We start from the raw sequence: 16741 nt of genomic DNA on the forward strand, positions 1-16741 counted from the left end.
TCGGCGCGGCTTGCCTATGATGGCTCCATCAAGGCAACCCGAACCGGAGACAACATGGCCGCAGAGCGCTACCCCCTCGCCGAACTCAAAGACCTGCCCGAAGACATCCGCACCGCGATCCTCGCCGTGCAAGAGAAAGCCGGCTTCGTGCCCAACGTGTTCCTGGGCCTGGCGCGACGCCCCGCCGAGTGGCGCGCCTTCTTCGCGTACCACGACGCGCTCATGCTCAAGGAGGAAGGCTCGCTCACCAAGGGCGACCGCGAGATGATCGTCACCACCACCAGCGCGGCCAACAAGTGCCTCTACTGCGTGGTGGCGCACGGCGCGCTGCTGCGCATCTACGAGAAGAAACCGCTGGTGGCGGACCAGGTGGCGGTGAACTACCGCAAGGCCGACATCACGCCGCGCCAGCGCGCGATGCTCGACTTCGCGATGAAGGTCTGCGAACGCTCGCACGAGATCGACGAGAGCGACTTCCCCCCGCTGCACGCCCACGGATTCGACGACGAGGACATCTGGGACATCGCCGCCATCACCGCCTTCTTCGGCCTGAGCAACCGGCTGGCCAGCTTCAGCGGCATGCAGCCGAACAGCGAGTTCTTCCTGATGGGGCGGGTGCCTCGCGAAAAGAAGTGAGCTGAGGCTGCTTCAGCCCTTGCCGCGGCAGGAAGCCAGCGCGTCCAGCGCGGGCTTGTAGGTCGGCGTGGTCACGTCCATCACGCCCAGCACCGTGTGGTACAGGTTGTCGTGCGTGAGCGGTGCGTCCAGCCCCGCTTCCATGCACGAGCGCGAGAGCTTGCGCCGCTCGCTCATGCCTTCGCCGAACCAGGTGACCATGGGCACGTGCTTCTGCGCATCGGGCGCGAAGCTGTACGGCACGCCATGCAGGAACAGGCCGAACTCGCCGAGCGATTCGCCGTGGTCGCTGACGTAGAGCATCGCCGGGTCGTACTGCTTCGACTGCGCCTTGAGCCAGTCGATGGTCTGGCCGAGGAAGCGGTCGGTCTGCACGATCGAGTTGTCGTACACGTTCATGAGCTCGGCATGGCCGCAGTCGGCGAGCGCGTTGGTCTTGCACTCGGGCAGGAAGCGCTTCACGTCGGGTGCCGAGCGCTTGTAGTAGGCCGGGCCGTGGCTACCCATCTGGTGCATCACCAGCACCACGCCCTTGGCGCGGCGCTCTGCCGGCAGCGCGGCGATGCGCTCGTCCAGGCCCTTGAGCATCACGTCGTCGAGGCACTCGTCGCCATCGCACAGCGCCTTCTTGGTGGCGGGGTCGAGCCCGGCGAAGGCCGACGCATTGGGAATGCGCTCGCATACGCCCTTGCAGCCGGCCTGGTTGTCGAGCCAGAACACGGCCAGGCCGGCGGCCTGCAGCACGTCGACCAGGGTTTCGTAGTCGTCCTTGCGCGATTCGTAGCCTTCCTTGCCCAGCGGCGAGAACATGCAGGGCACCGAAGCCAGGGTGTTGGTGCCGCAGGAGCGCACCTCGCGGTAGCTCAGCACGCCGCGCTTGGCGAGCTCCGGCGTGGTGTCGCGTGCGTAGCCGTTGAGCGCGAAGTGGTCGGCCCGCGCCGTCTCGCCCACCACCACCACGAAGAGCGGCGGCTTGGTCTGGGCGGCATAGCTCGCGCCCAGCGCCGTTCCGGCGGTGATGGAGACCAGCTTGCCGCTGCGCTTGAAAAGAGGCTTGATGAAGAGCGATCCGGTCGAATAGATCGACGCGATCGGGTTCATCATGTAGCGCAGGTGCACGTTGTTGCGCATCAGCGGCGCCAGCTCGCGGTTCATGGCCACCGCCGTGCCCACGGCCACGGCAACGGACAGCAGCAGCAGCCCCACGTTGCGCGCGAGCTTGGGCAGGAAGCGCATGGGCACGACGCGCACCCGCCAGATCAGCCAGGCCGCCGGCAGCACCACCACCGCCACGTTGAAGGCCATGCGCCAGCTCAGCAGGTCGCGCGCCTCGTTGGGGTCGGTCTGCAGCGCGTTGGCGATCATGGTGGGGTCCATCACCACGCGGTACTCGAGCATGTAGTGCTGCACCACCGCGGCCAGCACCACCACCACGAGCCACAGCGGCTTCATCCAGCGCGACCAGGCCGTGAACGACAGGATGGCCGCCGAGCCGCACAGCGTGAGCAGGCTCATCGACACGACCGTGGACATGTAACTGCTGGGCGCACCACCGATGCGGGCCAGCTCGTTCCACAGCGGCCAGTTCGTGGTCAGTACGAGGTAGAGGCTGAGCCAGAGGACGACCGCGGCGGCCGAGCGCGGACGCTGCAGCCAGAGGTCGAACCGTGTCCACGGGGCGCCGGAGGGGGGCAACTGTGGTGTTTGGGACTCAGAAGTACCCGCCTGTTGCACGGGAACAGGCGAAATTCGCGAAACAGACATCACGCGAATGTAACTAGCCCGCCTGAAGCGAGGCTGAATTGCCCCTTCAGTCCATGTTCAGACTCGCCGCCCTGCGCAGCCGCAATCTCGCCGAGCGCCGCCGCCGCGCCACCAGGGCGCCCGATGCAGCCTGGCTCAGCGGCCGGCTGACGCCGCGCTCCACCACGATCGCCACCAGCGCGCCGAGCATGGTCGCCGCCATGATGTCGGACGGGAAATGCAGGCCCAGGTACATCCGGCTCCACGCCACCAGGGCCGCCACCACCAGCGCTGCCAGCATGGGCACGCGCGACGGCAGGCACCACAGCGCGAAGGCCGCGGCAAAGGTGCCGGCCGCATGCATGCTCGGGAAGCCCGGCCGCACGCCCTGCGGCACCCACTGGATGCCCAGGCCGTAGAAGGCGGGCCGGGGGATCGGCGCGAGCGTGCGGATCACGGTCACGGCGATCCACGCGGCCAGCACGCTCAGCAGCACGGTGAACAGCGCATAGCGCCAGCGGCGGCTGAACAAGGCGCAGACGCCGATCGCCAGCGTCAGCATGGCCGGCAGCAGATCGGAGCAGAACTCGGCAAAGCCCAGGCTCCACGGCTGCACCGTGGAGCCGGCGTTGATCAGCCCGAAGAGCGCGAAATCAAGGGCCTGCATGCGCGGGAACCGCCCTGCCCGAGGCGCGCGAGCCGAAGCGCGCGACAGCCATCTCGATGACGAAGCCCACCGTCCAGCAGACCCAGGCGGTCCAGAGGGTGTGGCTCATGTAGTGCGCGCCGCGCAGTTGCTGGGCCACGCCCAGCACGAGGCCCGCCGCCATGGCCGTCCACAGCCAGATCGCCGCCGCGCGGGCCGACGCCCGCCGCAGCACGAAATACCCGCCAAGGTAGGCGAAGGCCGCCGAGGCATGGCCGGCCGGGAAGCACCCGCCGGGGCCGCCGTCGCCCACGCCCCACGACCAATGCGACACATAACGCGCCACGCCGCCGAACTCCTGCAGGTCCCAGGGGCAGCTGGTGTGACTCGCGTGCTTGAGGATGCTGACCGCGATCACCGAGCCCAGCACGGTCAGGGCCAGTTGCACGCGGGAGCCGGTGTCGAGCCGGCGCAGCACGCCGAAGGGCCAGCGGATCGCCGCGAACAGCAGGAACACCAGGGCCCAGCTGAGGTTGCGGGCGCCTTCATGCATGACGTGGACCATGAAGGGGTTCTCTCGCAGGGGAAACCCGAGGTGGGAGCCCGCCATGCGCGCCAGCAGCAGGTCGGCGCCGGTCGCGTCCCACGCCATCAATGCAATCAGTGCGGCGAGGGTCAGTATCCCCAGGCGGAGATCGGGAAAGCGTGTCATGAACGAAGGCAGGACTGGAAACCAGCCGCGAGCCTACGTTTGCGGAATGAACCGAGCCTGAAGCAAGATGAACCGAACCTGACTCAAAGGGCCCGTGCAACTGGGTGGCGCTAGACTTCAATTTTTCCTGGAAGGACATGGCGTGCGCATATTGCTGGTCGAAGATGACACTGCGTTGGCAGATGCCGTCTGCAGCTACCTTCTGGCCAAGGCCTTCGTGGTCGACGTGGCGCCGAGCCTGGCCGACGCCCGCGCCGCCCTGCTCTCGGTGCAGTACGCGGCCGTGCTGCTCGACCTGCACCTGGGTGACGGCGACGGCCTTTCCCTGCTGCCGCAGATTCGCGCCCTGCCCGAGCGCCCCATCGTCATCGTGCTGACCGCGCGCGACCAGGTCACCGACCGCATCCGCGGGCTGGACGCCGGCGCCGACGACTACCTCATCAAGCCATACGACCCCGCCGAGCTGCTGGCGCGCCTGCGCGCGGTCGAGCGCCGGCGCAGCTCGAACAGCTCGCCGGTGCTGCAACTGGGCAACCTGGAGATCGACCTGGCGCACGACATGGTGCGCAAGAGCGGCTCTCCGATCACCCTCACCCAGAAGGAGTGGGCGCTGCTGCGCGTGATGGCGACCCGGCCCGAGCGCATACACACGCGCGAGAACCTGGCCGACGCGCTCTACGGCTTCGGCGACGAGGCCGACAGCAACACGCTGGAGGTCTTCATCAGCCGCCTGCGGCGCAAGCTCGGCCGCAGCCACATCCAGACACTGCGCGGGCTCGGCTACCGGCTGTCGTTCTCCACGGACGACGACGAATGAGCGCCGCCCGGCCGCTCGAAGGTGCCCGCGCCGAGGCGCAAGGCGCGGAGGCTGCCCGTTGAATTCCGCAAGCTTTGCCGCCGGACGCAATTCGCTCGCCGGGCGGCTGACCCGCACGCTGATCCTGTGGGTCGGCGGCGTATGGCTTCTGTGCGTGCTCGCGGTGGTCTGGTATGTGGACCGCGAGATCAACCACAACTTCGACAACGAACTCGTCGAGGTCTCGCACCGCATGTTCGCGATGGCCGTGCAGGAGCTTGAGCGGCTGCAGCATTCGGGCACCCAGCAGCCGCGCGAGCCGCTGATCGCGCCCAAGCAGCTGTTCTCGGAAGACGCGGTGATCTACCAGATCGTCGACCCGCACGAGCACGTGCTGCTGCGCTCCGCCGAGGCTCCCGCCGACACCTTCGACGTGCCGCTGGCCTCCGGCTTCGCGAACAACTCGAACTGGCGCATCTACACCGTGCGCCACCCCACGCTGGGCCTGTTCTTCCAGGTGGCCGATCCGCTCGACGAGCGGCGCCACGCGCTCAACCGCACGCTCTTCGGGCTGATCATTCCGCTCGGCGCGGTACTGCCGCTGCTCGCGCTGGTGCTGCGCAACGTGGCGCGCGCCGAGCTGCGGGTGCTGCAGGAAGTTGCCGCCGAGATCGAAAAGCGCAGCGGCGCCGACCTGCGGCCGATCGCGCTGCCCTCCGAGCTGCCCAGGGAGCTGCGCACCGTCGGCGACCACCTCAACCGGCTGCTGGAGCGGCTGTCGCACTCGCTGGACGTGGAACGCGCCCTCGCGGCCAACGCCGCGCACGAGCTGCGCACGCCGCTCGCCGCCGCCCGCCTGCGGCTGCAGACCGCCCTCGACCACGACCTGCGCCGCGATGACGTGCAGGGCGCACTCGATGCGCTGCGCACCCTGAGCCATCGCACCGAAAAGCTGCTGCAGCTCTCGCGCGCGGAATCGGGCGCCTCGCTTGCGCGCAGCCGGGTCGACCTGGTGCAGCTCGCAGGCGCCGTGGCGCAGGACTTCTGGCAGGACCCGCAGAACATCGAGCGCCTGGCGCTCAAGGTGCCGGACATGGGCGCGCCGACTGCCCTCGGCGACGTCGACGCCCTCGCCATTGCGCTGCGCAACCTGGTGGAGAACGCGCTGCGCTACGGCGGCAGCCGCGTCGTCATCGAGGTGATGGATCCCTCCACCCTGGCCGTGCGCGATTCCGGCAAGGGCGTCACCGCGGAACAGCTCGCCACCTTGCGCGGGCGCCACGTGCGCCACAGCTCCGACCGCGCAGGCTACGGGCTGGGCATCTCGATCGTGGGCACCATCGTCGAGAAGCACGGTGCGAAGCTGGAGCTTTCTTCGCCGCCGGAAGGTGCTGCGCAGGGCTTCGAGGCGCGGATCGTTCTGCAGCAGGCCTGACCCGCTCGCCGACCCGGCTTCAGCGCCGGGCGGCTTCCTTCCTCGGCACGAAGCCGTAGGAGTTGTCGAAGCCGAAATGATGGGCGTCGTACATCGCCGCCATCTTCTTCACGAGATGCTGCTGCACGGGCTTCGGCAAGGCGAAGTAGCCGGTGTTGGCGGTGGTTTTGCGGTCGCCGTCCAACTCTCCGGTGATCGCCTGGATCGTCGCCTTGCGGCCCTGGTGGAACGTGACGATCTTGATGCGCCCGGAGTAATCGTCGTCGACGATGCGGCCGGCACCGTCGCGCTCGAAGAAGCGATAGACGAGGACCGGGTCGACCAGCCCGTCACCATCGATGTCGGCGAGCTCGATGAGCTTCGTGCGGAAATTGAGCCCTGCCTCGTACTTGCCCGCGAAGTCGCGGATCGACCACTCGGGCGTCAGGCTGGCGCCGTCGGCACCGACCTTGTAGAGCGCGGCCTGGATGGCCGAGGAAAGCTTCTCTTCAGCGAACGACAGGTCCTGCTTCTCGCCGAGCAGCAGAACGTGGCTGCCGGCCTTGTCGGAATAGCAATAGCACTTGAAAACCGGGAGTTCGAAGCCGGTCTTCTTCAGCGTGTCCGCGCTCAGGTACGAAGCGCCGGGAACGCACTCGACCGTGCTCTTTGCGGGCGATCTCTGTGCGTGGCCTGCGGCAGCGAGCGATGCTAGCAAGGCCGCTGCCAGAAGCGCCCTTCTCATTCGGCACTCACCAGCGCGCGCAGCCAGTCGGGCAAGGTCAGCGCCTTCTGCTTGGGAAAGTCGACCCAGATCGTGGTTGCGCCGCCGGCCGCGCAGATCACGTCGGGCTCTTCCTCACGGGCCATCGTGGCCCAGCTCTCGAAGGTGGTGCGGCCCGGGTCGCTCACGTACATCTTGAGCAGCACGTTGCCGGGGTACTCGATCTGACGGTAGAAGTTGCAGAAGGCGTTGACGATCACCATGCCCTCGCCGTTGGGCTGCGGCTCGAAGCCGATGGAGTGCATCCAGTCGATGCGCGCCGTCTCTAGGTAGCGGAAGTAGGTGCCGTTGTTGAGGTGGCCCATGGCGTCCATGTCGCCCCAGCGGATGGGAATGGACGTTTCGTACACCAGCTTCTTCTTTTCGGGAATTTCGATTCTCATCGGTGCGCCTTGATGGATGCGAGGATGCCCAGCACGAACAGCGCCGCCGCGGCCCACTCGGTGGCCTGCGGCCAGCGGCCGTCCCAGACGAAGGAATAGAGCAGCGCGAACAGCGTCTCGCTGACGATCAGCTGCCCGCAGAGGCTGGCCGACAGCCGCTGGCTGGCGATGTTCCAGAGAATGGTCGCGAGCCAAGAAGAGCCGAAGCCGCTGGCCAGCGCGATCCAGACGAAGAGCATGCCGTCGGGCTGAGCCTTCAGCGTGGCCGCGTCGCTGCCCGCGACGAGCCAAAGCAGCAAGGCGCCAAGGCCGGTCGCCACGCCCAGCCAGTTGGCCCAGTCGGTCGCGTTGAGCTCCGTGTGGCGCTGCAGCCAGGCGGCGTTGAGCAGGCCGTACACCGTCCAGCTCACCATCGATGCGACTGCCAGCGCGATGCCCCAGCCGAAGCGGCTGCCGGTCTCCGAGCCAGTGCCGTGCTGCGCCGACCATGCGCCGTAGATCATCAGCGCGATGCCCGCTCCGGTGAGCAGCAGGCCCGGCAGCAGCGCACTCATGCGCAGGCCGGCGGGACGGCCGAGCAGCATCATCCAGACGGGGATCGTGCCGATGATGAGGCTGGGCACCTCCGTGCCCGCCGCCTGGATGCCGAAGGCCAGAAGCAGGTAGTAGCCGCTGAAGCCCAGCACGCTGAGCCCCAGCGCCGCGAGCGCCTGCCGCCCATTCGGCCAGCGCGATGCGGCAGGCCGCGCGAACACCGCGAGCCCCGAGACGGCGCCGAACACCAGGAAGCGCGCGGCGGTGATGTCGACCATGCCGAAGTGGCCCACCATGCGCGGCGCCACGAACACCAGCCCCCACAGCGCACCCGCCCCCAGGCCGGCGGCAATGCCGATCCAGGCCCGCGGGCTCAGAGCGCGAACCCGTCGTCGGCCGCGATGACGGCGCCGTTCACGAAGTGGCTCTGGCCGCTGGCCAGCAGCACGATCAGGCCGTCCAGGTCCTCGGGCTTGCCTACGCGCTTGCGCGGCAGCATGTTGACCAGCTTGGCGCCGCCTTCGGTGTTCCAGTGCTCCTCGTTGAGCTCGGTGGTGATGTAGCCCGGGCACAGCGCGTTCACGTTGATGCCGAAGCGGCCCCATTCGAGCGCCATGGCCTTGGTCATCTGCACCACTGCCGCCTTGCTCATGCAGTAGGTGCCAATCTGCGGCATGACCTTCAGCGCCGCGGCCGATGCGATGTTGATGATGCGCCCGCCGATGTAGGTGCCCGGCGCCGTGCCGCGGGCGCGCGCCAGCATGCGCTTGCCGACTTCCTGCGCCACGAAGAAGGAGCCCTTCACGTTGGTGTCGAAGATGTAGTCGTAGTCGTCGGGCGTGACGTCCTGCAGGCGCTGGGTGGTGCTCACGCCCGAGTTGTTGACGAGGATGTCGATGGGGCCCACCTCGGTCTCGGCGCGCGCCACGGCCGCCTTGATGCTGCCGATGTCGGTCACGTCGAGCTCGACCACGTGGGCGTCGTGGCCCTCGCCTTCGATGCGCGCGCGCAGTTCCTTGAGCTTCTCGACGCGGCGGCTCGCGAGCACCACGGCGGCGCCGGCGCGCGCCAGCGTTTTGGCGAACTGGGCGCCGAGCCCGCTGGAGGCGCCGGTGACGAAGGCCACGCGGCCGGAGAGATCGATGCTGTAAGCCATGAACTGGATCCTGTGGAGTCGCGCAGGTGACGCGGGGAAGCCCCGCTCGCGGGCGACAGGGAGCATGCCTGGACGCCGCATAAAATGCCCCGCAGTCCTGGGCTGCCACCGCGCCCCGAAAAATCATTATCGATCCAACCCACATGACGCACGACGAAATCCTCGCCCAGTTCGGCCCTCGCGAAGCCATGGAATACGACGTGGTCGTGGTCGGCGGCGGCCCCGCCGGCCTGTCGACCGCGATCCGGCTCAAGCAACTGGCCGCGCAGCAGGAAAAGGAGATTTCGGTCGTGGTGCTCGAGAAGGGCTCGGAGCCCGGCGCGCACATCCTCTCGGGCGCCATCATGGACCCGCGCGCGCTCAACGAACTGCTGCCCGACTGGAAAGAACTCGGCGCGCCGCTGAACCAGCCGGTCACCGACGACGCGATGGTGTTCCTGGGCGAGAAGTCGGGCCTGCGCACCCCCAACCTCTTCCTGCCGGCCTGCTTCCAGAACCACGGCAACTACATCATCAGCCTCGGCGCCTTCACCAAGTGGCTGGCCCAGCAGGCGGAGAACCTGGGCGTGGAGATCTTCCCGGGCTTCCCCGCCGCCGAGGTTCTCTACAACGAAGACGGCTCCGTGCGTGGCGTGGCCACCGGCAATATGGGCGTCGGCAAGGACGGCGAGCCCACCGAGAACTTCCAGCTCGGCATGGAGCTGCTGGGCAAGTACACCGTGTTCGCCGAAGGCGCACGCGGCCACCTCGGCCGCCAGCTCATCGCCAAGTACAAGCTCGACGCCGGCAAGGACCCGCAGACCTACGGCCTCGGCGTGAAGGAAGTGTGGGAGATCGATCCCAAGCGCCACCAGCCCGGCTTTGTGCTGCACACCGCCGGCTGGCCGATGAAGAGCGACACCTACGGCGGCGCCTTCCTCTATCACATGGAGGACAACAAGGTCACCATGGGCTTCATCACGGGCCTGGACTACAGCAACCCCTACCTGAGCCCCTTCGAGGAAATGCAGCGCTGGAAGCTGCACCCCAACATCCGCTGGTACCTGGAGGGCGACGAGTCCAAGGGCATCAAGCCCGCCAAGCGCATCGGCTACGGCGCGCGCGCCATCACGGCCGGCGGCCTGATGTCGCTGCCCAAGACCGTGTTCCCGGGCGGCGCGCTGGTCGGCTGCGAGGCCGGCTACCTCAACGTGAGCCGCATCAAGGGCAGCCATGCCGCCATCAAGACCGGCATGCTGTGCGCCGAAGCCGCCTTCGACGCGGTCATGGCCGGCCGCCAGCACGACGAACTCGCCGCATACCCGGCCGCCTTCGAGAAGAGCTGGCTGCACACCGAACTGAACAAGGCCCGCAACTTCAAGGCCTGGTTCAAGAAGGGCCTGGGTATCGCCACCTTCATGAACGGCGTCGAGCAATGGCTGCTCAAGGGCCATATTCCTTGGACGCTGCGCCGCAACAAGGCCGACCACCTGTACCTGAAGCCCGCTGCCGAGTGCAAGCCCATCGTCTACCCCAAGCCCGACGGCAAGCTCACCTTCGACCGCCTCTCCAGCGTGTTCATCAGCAACACCAACCATGAAGAGCAGCAGCCGGCCCACCTGACGCTCAAGGACGCGACAGTGCCCGTGAACGTCAACCTCGCCAAGTTCGCGGGCCCCGAGAGCCGCTACTGCCCCGCTGGCGTGTACGAGTTCGTCGGCACCGAGGACGGCAAGCAGCGCCTGCAGATCAACGCGCAGAACTGCGTGCACTGCAAGACCTGCGACATCAAGGACCCGACGCAGAACATCGTGTGGGTCACGCCCGAAGGCGGTGGCGGGCCGAACTACGTGGGGATGTAAGGCCCCCGGCCGCTTCTTCCCGCTCGAGGCCCTCTTCGGAGGGCTTTTTCTTTGCCTGCCGCCTCAGGCAAGGTACGAGGCAACCTCCTCGGGCGTGAGCATCCGCACGAGCGACACACGCGACTTCTGCTCCGAATGGAGCACGCGGTCGAACCCGTTCCAGCTGCGGCTGGGCTTGTCCTGCGTGTCCAGCGCCACGAGCACCAGCCGGCCCTGCCTGCGCGCGTTCTCGCGCAGCGAACCTTCGCCCCATGACCACGCCATGGGATCGACCAGCTCGCCGTTCCTGAAGGCGTGGGCCTGCAGCCACAGGTACTCGGCGCAGTCGGTGTCGCGGCTTGCGTTCGCGCCCGACTCGCGCGCGGGCGGCTGGATGCCGAGGGCCTTGGCGTGCTTGCGCATCAGCTTCTGCAGAAGCGAGAACGCGTGGAAGTTGTTGTTGATGGCGTGGGCCTTCACCACCATGCCGGTGCCGGAGGCCGGGAGCACCACCACCAGTTCGTCCTCGTAGGCCAGTTCGGCGGCACCCTGCAGGAAGTGCAGACCGTCGATCGGCAGCGAATCGTTGACAGCCAACGCATCGACGCGCGCCACCAGTTCGCCGTCGGCCAGCAGGGCGCGATGGTTGCGCACGTCGCGCATGAGCATGGTCATCAGCGGAAGCACCAGCAGGCCGGCTGCGGCCTGCCGTGCCTCGACCTCGAAACGTTCCTGCGCCGACAGCGCACCGAGCGCGGCATTGGCCGCCTGCCATTCGGCGAGATCGTCGGGATCCGCGTCATCGTCGTCCTCCTGCGGCTGCGTCGCGCAGAAGGGCTCGAGAGAGACGAGCAGGCCGGACATGAGCTCCAGCGCCGCGCCGAAGAGCAGATGCGGATCGGCGCCCTCCTCCACGAGTGCGCCGCAGAACAGGGCCAGCAGCGCGGCCCGATGAGGATGCAGAACGGGCAACTCGGCAGCGGCGAGTTGCAGCACGTCGTTCTTCTCTGGGCTTTTCATCACCGAGACGTAGAAATCCATCACCTCCTTGCGCGAGAAGAACGAGGACTTGGTTTCGAGATCGGCCTCGCGCAGCACGGGCTGCCGCAGCGTGGCGAGGAAGTCGGGAGGAAGTGTCGTGGTCATGGGCGGCATAAGCGGCATAGGCGGCATGGGCGGCTCGAATCGGGCCGGAAGCTATCCGGGGCAACTTGTGGGCTCTTGGCGGCGGTTCGCTTGCGATTTGCTTATTCTCCAGGCTCACCAGGAAACAGGAGAGAGACTTCATGCAGATCGTCATCACCGGCGGCGCCGGCTTTCTCGGCGCGCGCCTCGCACGCACGCTGCTCGCGCAAGGCAGCCTTTCACTGGCCGGCGCCGCGGCCCGCCCCATCGAGCGCATCACGCTGGTCGACCGCGCCGCTCCGCCGGCGGACCTGGCAGCCGACGGCCGCATCGAGGCCATCACCGGCGACCTCAACGACCAGCTCTCGGCGCAGGCCGATGCCACGCCCTGGCGCGAGGCCGACGCCATCTTCCACCTGGCCGCAGCAGTGAGCGGCGAATGCGAGGCCGACTTCGACCTCGGCATGCGCAGCAACTTCGCCGCCACGCATGCGCTGCTCGAACGGGTTCGCGCTCTCGGCACGAAGCCGGTGCTGGTCTTCGCCAGCTCGCTCGCGGTGTTCGGCGATTCGCCCGAGCAGCCGCTGCCGAAGGTGATCGAAGACCACACGCTGCCCACGCCGCAGACCAGCTACGGCATCCAGAAATTCATAGGTGAACAGCTGGTGGCCGACTTCACGCGCAAGGGTTTCGTGCGCGGGCGCAGCGTGCGGCTCATGACGGTGAGCGTGCGGCCGGGCAAGCCCAACGGCGCGGCCTCGGGCTTCTTCAGCGGAATGATCCGCGAGCCGCTGGCGGGGCTGCGCGCGGCCTGCCCGGTGCCCGACGAGACGCCTGTGGCCGTTGCGTCACCGGCGCGCACTGTCGAAGGCATCATCCGCGCCGCCGAGGCGACCGACGCGCAATGGGGCCCGCGCACCGCGCTGAACCTGCCCTCGCTGCCGACCACGGTGGGCGAGATGGCCGCGGCGCTGGAGCGCGTGGCCGGCAAGGCCGCCACCGCCCTGCTCGACCGCACGCCCGACCCGACGATCATGCGGATCGTGAAGACCTGGCCCGGCCACATCGAAACCGCACGGGCGAAGGCGCTGGGCCTGACCGCCGACGACAGTTTCGAGGCGGTCATCCGCGAGTACGTCCGTGAAAATCCCGACGCGGTGAAGCTCCCCGGTGTTGCATAGTCCGGTGCGCCTGACGCGCACCTGACCCCAACCCCGGAGACATCATGAAACTCGGCCACATCGCCGCCGCCTGCCTTTCGCTCGCCCTGGGCACCCTCGCCGCTTCCGCCTTCGCCCAGGCCCCCACCGTTCTCAAGATCGGCTACGCGACTTCCAAGGAGTCGCACTACGGCGTGGGCTCCACGGTGTTCTGCGAAGAGATCGAGAAGGGCACGCAAGGCCGCTACAAGTGCCAGCACTTCGCCAACTCGGCGCTGGGCGGCGAGCGCGAGCAGATCGAGGCCATCCAGCTGGGCACGCAGGACCTGGTCAACACCTCGACCGGCCCGGTGGGCAACTTCGTACCCGAGGTGAAGATTGTTGACATTCCGTTCCTCTTTCGCGACTACGACCATGCGCGCAAGGTGATGGACGGCCCGATCGGCCAGGACATCCTGACCAAGTTCCCGAGCAAGGGCATCATCGCGCTGGCCTGGACGGAGAACGGCTTTCGCCACATGACGAACAGCAAGCGCGACATCGTCAAGCCCACCGACGCGGCCGGCCTGAAGATGCGCACCATGGAAAACAAGGTGCACATGGACGGCTACCGCACCTTCGGCATCCTGCCCACGCCGATGGCCTTCCCCGAGCTCTTCGGCGCGCTGCAGCAGGGCACGGTCGACGGGCAGGAGAACCCCATTCCGGTGATCCTGGCCTCGAAGTTCTCGCAGGTGCAGAAGCACCTCTCGCTCACGGGCCACGTGTACTCGCCGGCGCTCCTGCTGCTGTCGCCGAAGGTGTGGAACAAGCTCTCGGACGCCGACAAGAAGGTGTTCACCGAAGCCGCGAAGAAGGCCGCCATTGCCCAGCGCAAGAAGGTGAACGACGACGAGAACAACGGCATCGCCCAGCTCGAGAAAGACGGCATGAAGGTCACGCGCACGGTCGACGGCGCCGCCTTCCGCGAGGCGCTGAAGCCGGCGTACGTGAGCTACGCCAAGGAATTCGGCGCGGACAACATCAAGAAGATCACGGACGTCAAGTAACGCACGCTCCGCCGGTCTTCCGGCAACGCGCCCGGTCCGCCACAGTGCGCCGGGCGCTTCGTTTTTTCTTCTCTCCCGAAACAACAGAGAACAACTCAAAGTGCAAGCCTTCGAGCGCTACTTTCTCGCCGCCAACCGCTGGGCGCTGATTCTTCTGCTGGCCGCCATGTCGGTCATCATCTTCACCAACGTCGTGCTGCGCTACACCACCAGCCAATCGCTCGAATGGGCCGAGGAGGTGTCGCGCCACATGATGATCTGGCTCACTTTCCTGGGCGCCGGCCCGGTGCTGCGCTACGGCGGGCACATCGCGGTCGAGAACCTTCAGGACGCGCTGCCCCGCTCCGCCGCGGTGGCGCTGCGCATCGTGGTGGCCGGGCTGCTCTTCGCCTTCTTCGGCTTCATGGTGTGGTACGGCTGGCTCTACATGCAGCGCACGATGTTCCAGCTCACGGCCGTCACGCAGATTCCGTTCGCCTACATCTACAGCGCGATGCTGTTCGGCGGCGTGCTGCTCGTCGTGCACTGGCTGCTGGTGGTGCGCGGCTACGTGCTGAACCGCGAGTTCGCGTCCGACGCGCACTTCGACGCCAACGCCTCGGCGTCGCTGTAAGGAGGAACGACCATGGATGCCAGCATCGTTCTGATCGTCTCCGCCTGCATTTTCCTGGCCATCGGCGTGCCCGTGGCCTTCGCGCTGGGCTTGTCCACCGTCACCACGCTGATCCTCGCGGAAAACTATCCGCTGATGGTGCTGCTGAAGGAAACCTTCACCGGCATCGACAGCTTTCCGCTGATGGCGGTGCCCTTCTTCATCCTGGCGGCCGAGCTAATGAGCGGCGGCTCGCTCACCGAGGTGCTGCTGCGCTTCGCGGGCCAATTCGTGGGCCACCGGCGCGGCGGGCTCGGCTACACCAACGTGGTGTCGCTGACCTTCTTCTCGGGCATCTCGGGCTCGGCGCTGGCCGACGCGGCGGGGCCGGGGTCGATGCTCATCAGGATGATGGACAAGGCCGGCTACGACCGCTCGTACGCGGCGGCGCTCACCGCCTCGACCGCGATCGTGGGGCCGATCATCCCGCCCTCGATCATCATGATCATCTACGCGCTGCAGGACGAGACGGTCTCGGTCGGCACGCTGTTCGCGGCGGGCATCCTCCCGGGCATCCTGATCGCGGTGGCGATGTGCCTGGTGAACTACCACGTCTCGAAGAAGCGCAACTACAAGGGCGATGGGCAGACGCCGCCGCTGCGCGAGATCCTGGTGACGACGTGGAAGGCGATTCCCGCGATCCTGCTGCCGGTGGTCATCCTGGGCGGCATGCGCGCGGGCTGGTTCACGCCCACAGAAGCCTCGGTGGTGGCGGTGTTCTACGCGCTGGTGTGCGGCAAGTTCGTCTACCGCACGCTCGAATGGAAGGCGCTGCCGGACATTCTTTCGCGCTCCGCCCTGCTCTCGGCCTCGGTGCTGATCATCATCGGCCTGTCGGCGTCGTTCGCGTGGGTCCTGACCATCGAGGGCATTCCGCAGCAGATGGCCGAGTGGCTGATCGGCATGAACCTCTCGCCGTGGATGTTCCTGATCATCGTCAACATCTTCCTGCTGCTCTTCGGCATCTTCATCGAGCCGCTGCCGGGCGTGATGGTGCTGGCGCCGATCCTCGCGCCGGTGGCGGTGAAGCTGGGCGTGGACCCGGTGCACTTCGCGATGATCGTGATCTTCAACCTCACGCTCGGCATGATCACGCCGCCGGTGGGCGGGCTGCTCTTCGTGACATGCAACGTGTCGAAGGTGCCGATGACGGCGCTGGTGAAGGAGCTGGTGCCCTTCCTGTGGGCACACGGCGCGGTACTGCTGATTTTGACTTTCGTGCCGGCGCTGAGCACCTGGCTGCCGCACACGCTAGGGTTCAAGTAGCGAAGCCGTTCATCCGGGCCGGTGCAGGTACTGGCTCGGCGGCACGCCCAAGGTGCGCCGGAACATCGCGGTGAAGGCGCTCGGGCTCTCGTAGCCGTGGGCCAGCGCCACCTCCAGGATCGACGCGCCCGCTGCCAGCCGGGGCAGGCTCAGCAGCAGCCTCGCCTGCCGGCACCACGCACCGAAGTTCATGCCCGTCTCGCGCTGGAACAGGCGCGCGAGCGTGCGGGTGTTCATGTGCAGGCGCTGCGCCCAGTCGTCCAGCGCGGCGGGCAGCGAAGGATCGCGCACCAGTTCCTCGCACAGCGCGGCCAGCCGGGCGTGGCGTGGCATCGGCACGTGCAGCGAAAGCGCGGGTGCGGCCTCGATCTCGTCGAGGATCAGCTCCATCACGCGCTCGTCGCGGCCGCCCGGCGCGTAGTCCAGCGGCAGCGACACGGCCGTGACGATCAGCTCCCGCAGCAGCGCGCCGACGTGGATCACGCGGCACTCGCTGCCCAGGTCGGCACGTGTGCCGGGCTCGACGAACACGGTGCGCATGCGCACCTCGCCGGCCATGCGGATCTCGTGCTCCATGCCGCCGGGCACCCACACGCCGCGACCGGTCGGCACCACCCAGCTTCCGGCCGCCGCGCTCACCAGCATCACGCCCGAGATCGCGTGGATGAGCTGCCCGCGCCGGTGCGTGTGCGGCGGAATGAAGGCGTCGCCGGCAGGGTCGGTCGCGAGCACCGCGACGGCGCGCGGGGTCGATTCGCCCTGCTCCGGGCGGAGGTTGATCGCTTTGTCCATTTCTCGACGATGCTTGCCAATTCGTAGCAGGAACATCTTCTCACGGCTTCCTACGATGCTTTTTTCCACTCCT

At 67.5% G+C, this 16741-nt stretch carries 17 protein-coding genes; 8 read left to right on the top strand and 9 right to left on the bottom strand.

What is annotated here, in order from left to right; all coding sequences use genetic code 11:
* The first annotated feature begins 54 nt into the window (after positions 1-54).
* Positions 55-636, top strand: a complete 582-nt coding sequence (locus FHT32_RS22925; RefSeq protein WP_176666900.1) for a peroxidase-related enzyme — start codon at positions 55-57, stop codon at positions 634-636.
* 12 nt (positions 637-648) lie between these two features.
* On the opposite strand, the gene FHT32_RS22930 is transcribed toward FHT32_RS22925, so the two are convergent.
* The 3 genes from FHT32_RS22930 to FHT32_RS22940 are packed head-to-tail and all read right to left on the bottom strand — an operon-like array spanning position 649 to position 3737.
* Positions 649-2400, bottom strand: coding sequence for a phosphoethanolamine transferase (locus tag FHT32_RS22930; RefSeq protein ID WP_176666901.1), 1752 nt, complete (start codon positions 2398-2400; stop codon positions 649-651).
* A 46-nt stretch (positions 2401-2446) separates the two neighbouring features.
* Entirely contained in the window at positions 2447-3046 is a 600-nt protein-coding gene (locus FHT32_RS22935) for a phosphatase PAP2 family protein (RefSeq protein ID WP_176666902.1), read from the bottom strand.
* Positions 3033-3737 (bottom strand): phosphatase PAP2 family protein, encoded by a 705-nt coding sequence (locus tag FHT32_RS22940; RefSeq protein WP_176666903.1) that lies wholly within the window; start codon positions 3735-3737, stop codon positions 3033-3035. Before FHT32_RS22940 ends, FHT32_RS22935 begins: the two co-directional genes overlap by 14 nt.
* A 142-nt stretch (positions 3738-3879) precedes the next feature.
* Between FHT32_RS22940 and FHT32_RS22945 the strand changes: the two genes are divergently transcribed.
* Entirely contained in the window at positions 3880-4554 is a 675-nt protein-coding gene (locus FHT32_RS22945) for a response regulator transcription factor (protein ID WP_176666904.1), read from the top strand.
* A gap of 58 nt (positions 4555-4612) precedes the next feature.
* Complete coding sequence (locus tag FHT32_RS22950; protein ID WP_176666905.1) at positions 4613-5968, top strand: HAMP domain-containing sensor histidine kinase; 1356 nt, start codon at positions 4613-4615, stop codon at positions 5966-5968.
* A 19-nt stretch (positions 5969-5987) separates the two neighbouring features.
* Here the strand turns inward: FHT32_RS22950 and FHT32_RS22955 are convergent, their stop codons facing one another.
* From FHT32_RS22955 to FHT32_RS22970, 4 genes are read right to left on the bottom strand one after another with little or no spacing between them, the layout of a single operon-like run.
* Positions 5988-6692 carry a M949_RS01915 family surface polysaccharide biosynthesis protein gene (locus tag FHT32_RS22955; protein WP_176666906.1) on the bottom strand — a complete coding sequence of 235 codons (705 nt, stop codon included), beginning with the start codon at positions 6690-6692 and terminating at the stop codon, positions 5988-5990.
* Positions 6689-7114, bottom strand: a complete 426-nt coding sequence (locus tag FHT32_RS22960; protein WP_176666907.1) for a thioesterase family protein — start codon at positions 7112-7114, stop codon at positions 6689-6691. The genes FHT32_RS22955 and FHT32_RS22960 overlap by 4 nt, the downstream gene beginning before the upstream one ends.
* Positions 7111-8001 (bottom strand): DMT family transporter, encoded by an 891-nt coding sequence (locus FHT32_RS22965; RefSeq protein ID WP_371132241.1) that lies wholly within the window; start codon positions 7999-8001, stop codon positions 7111-7113. The genes FHT32_RS22960 and FHT32_RS22965 overlap by 4 nt, the downstream gene beginning before the upstream one ends.
* A 20-nt stretch (positions 8002-8021) precedes the next feature.
* Positions 8022-8804, bottom strand: coding sequence for an SDR family oxidoreductase (locus FHT32_RS22970; RefSeq protein WP_176666908.1), 783 nt, complete (start codon positions 8802-8804; stop codon positions 8022-8024).
* A 143-nt stretch (positions 8805-8947) separates the two neighbouring features.
* Here FHT32_RS22970 and FHT32_RS22975 point away from each other — a divergent pair, with 143 nt between their 5' ends.
* Complete coding sequence (locus FHT32_RS22975; protein WP_176666909.1) at positions 8948-10645, top strand: electron transfer flavoprotein-ubiquinone oxidoreductase; 1698 nt, start codon at positions 8948-8950, stop codon at positions 10643-10645.
* A gap of 63 nt (positions 10646-10708) precedes the next feature.
* Here FHT32_RS22975 and FHT32_RS22980 read toward each other — a convergent pair whose 3' ends face one another.
* Entirely contained in the window at positions 10709-11770 is a 1062-nt protein-coding gene (locus FHT32_RS22980; RefSeq protein WP_176666910.1) for a hypothetical protein, read from the bottom strand.
* A 140-nt stretch (positions 11771-11910) separates the two neighbouring features.
* Here FHT32_RS22980 and denD point away from each other — a divergent pair, with 140 nt between their 5' ends.
* The 4 genes from denD (at position 11911) to FHT32_RS23000 (ending at position 15876) form a co-directional block, all read left to right on the top strand.
* Positions 11911-12930 (top strand): D-erythronate dehydrogenase, encoded by a 1020-nt coding sequence (denD, locus tag FHT32_RS22985; protein WP_176666911.1) that lies wholly within the window; start codon positions 11911-11913, stop codon positions 12928-12930.
* 44 nt (positions 12931-12974) lie between these two features.
* Entirely contained in the window at positions 12975-13958 is a 984-nt protein-coding gene (locus FHT32_RS22990) for a TRAP transporter substrate-binding protein (protein ID WP_176666912.1), read from the top strand.
* A 100-nt stretch (positions 13959-14058) separates the two neighbouring features.
* Complete coding sequence (locus FHT32_RS22995) at positions 14059-14571, top strand: TRAP transporter small permease (protein ID WP_176666913.1); 513 nt, start codon at positions 14059-14061, stop codon at positions 14569-14571.
* 12 nt (positions 14572-14583) lie between these two features.
* The gene (locus FHT32_RS23000; protein ID WP_176666914.1) at positions 14584-15876 is read left to right on the top strand and encodes a TRAP transporter large permease; all 1293 of its coding nucleotides are present in this window, start codon (positions 14584-14586) and stop codon (positions 15874-15876) included.
* A gap of 9 nt (positions 15877-15885) precedes the next feature.
* On the opposite strand, the gene FHT32_RS23005 is transcribed toward FHT32_RS23000, so the two are convergent.
* Positions 15886-16668 carry a helix-turn-helix domain-containing protein gene (locus FHT32_RS23005; RefSeq protein ID WP_176666915.1) on the bottom strand — a complete coding sequence of 261 codons (783 nt, stop codon included), beginning with the start codon at positions 16666-16668 and terminating at the stop codon, positions 15886-15888.
* Between the last annotated feature and the right edge of the window lie 73 nt (positions 16669-16741).

The organism is Variovorax sp. SG517, from assembly GCF_013376045.1.
Lineage (GTDB): Bacteria > Pseudomonadota > Gammaproteobacteria > Burkholderiales > Burkholderiaceae_C > Variovorax.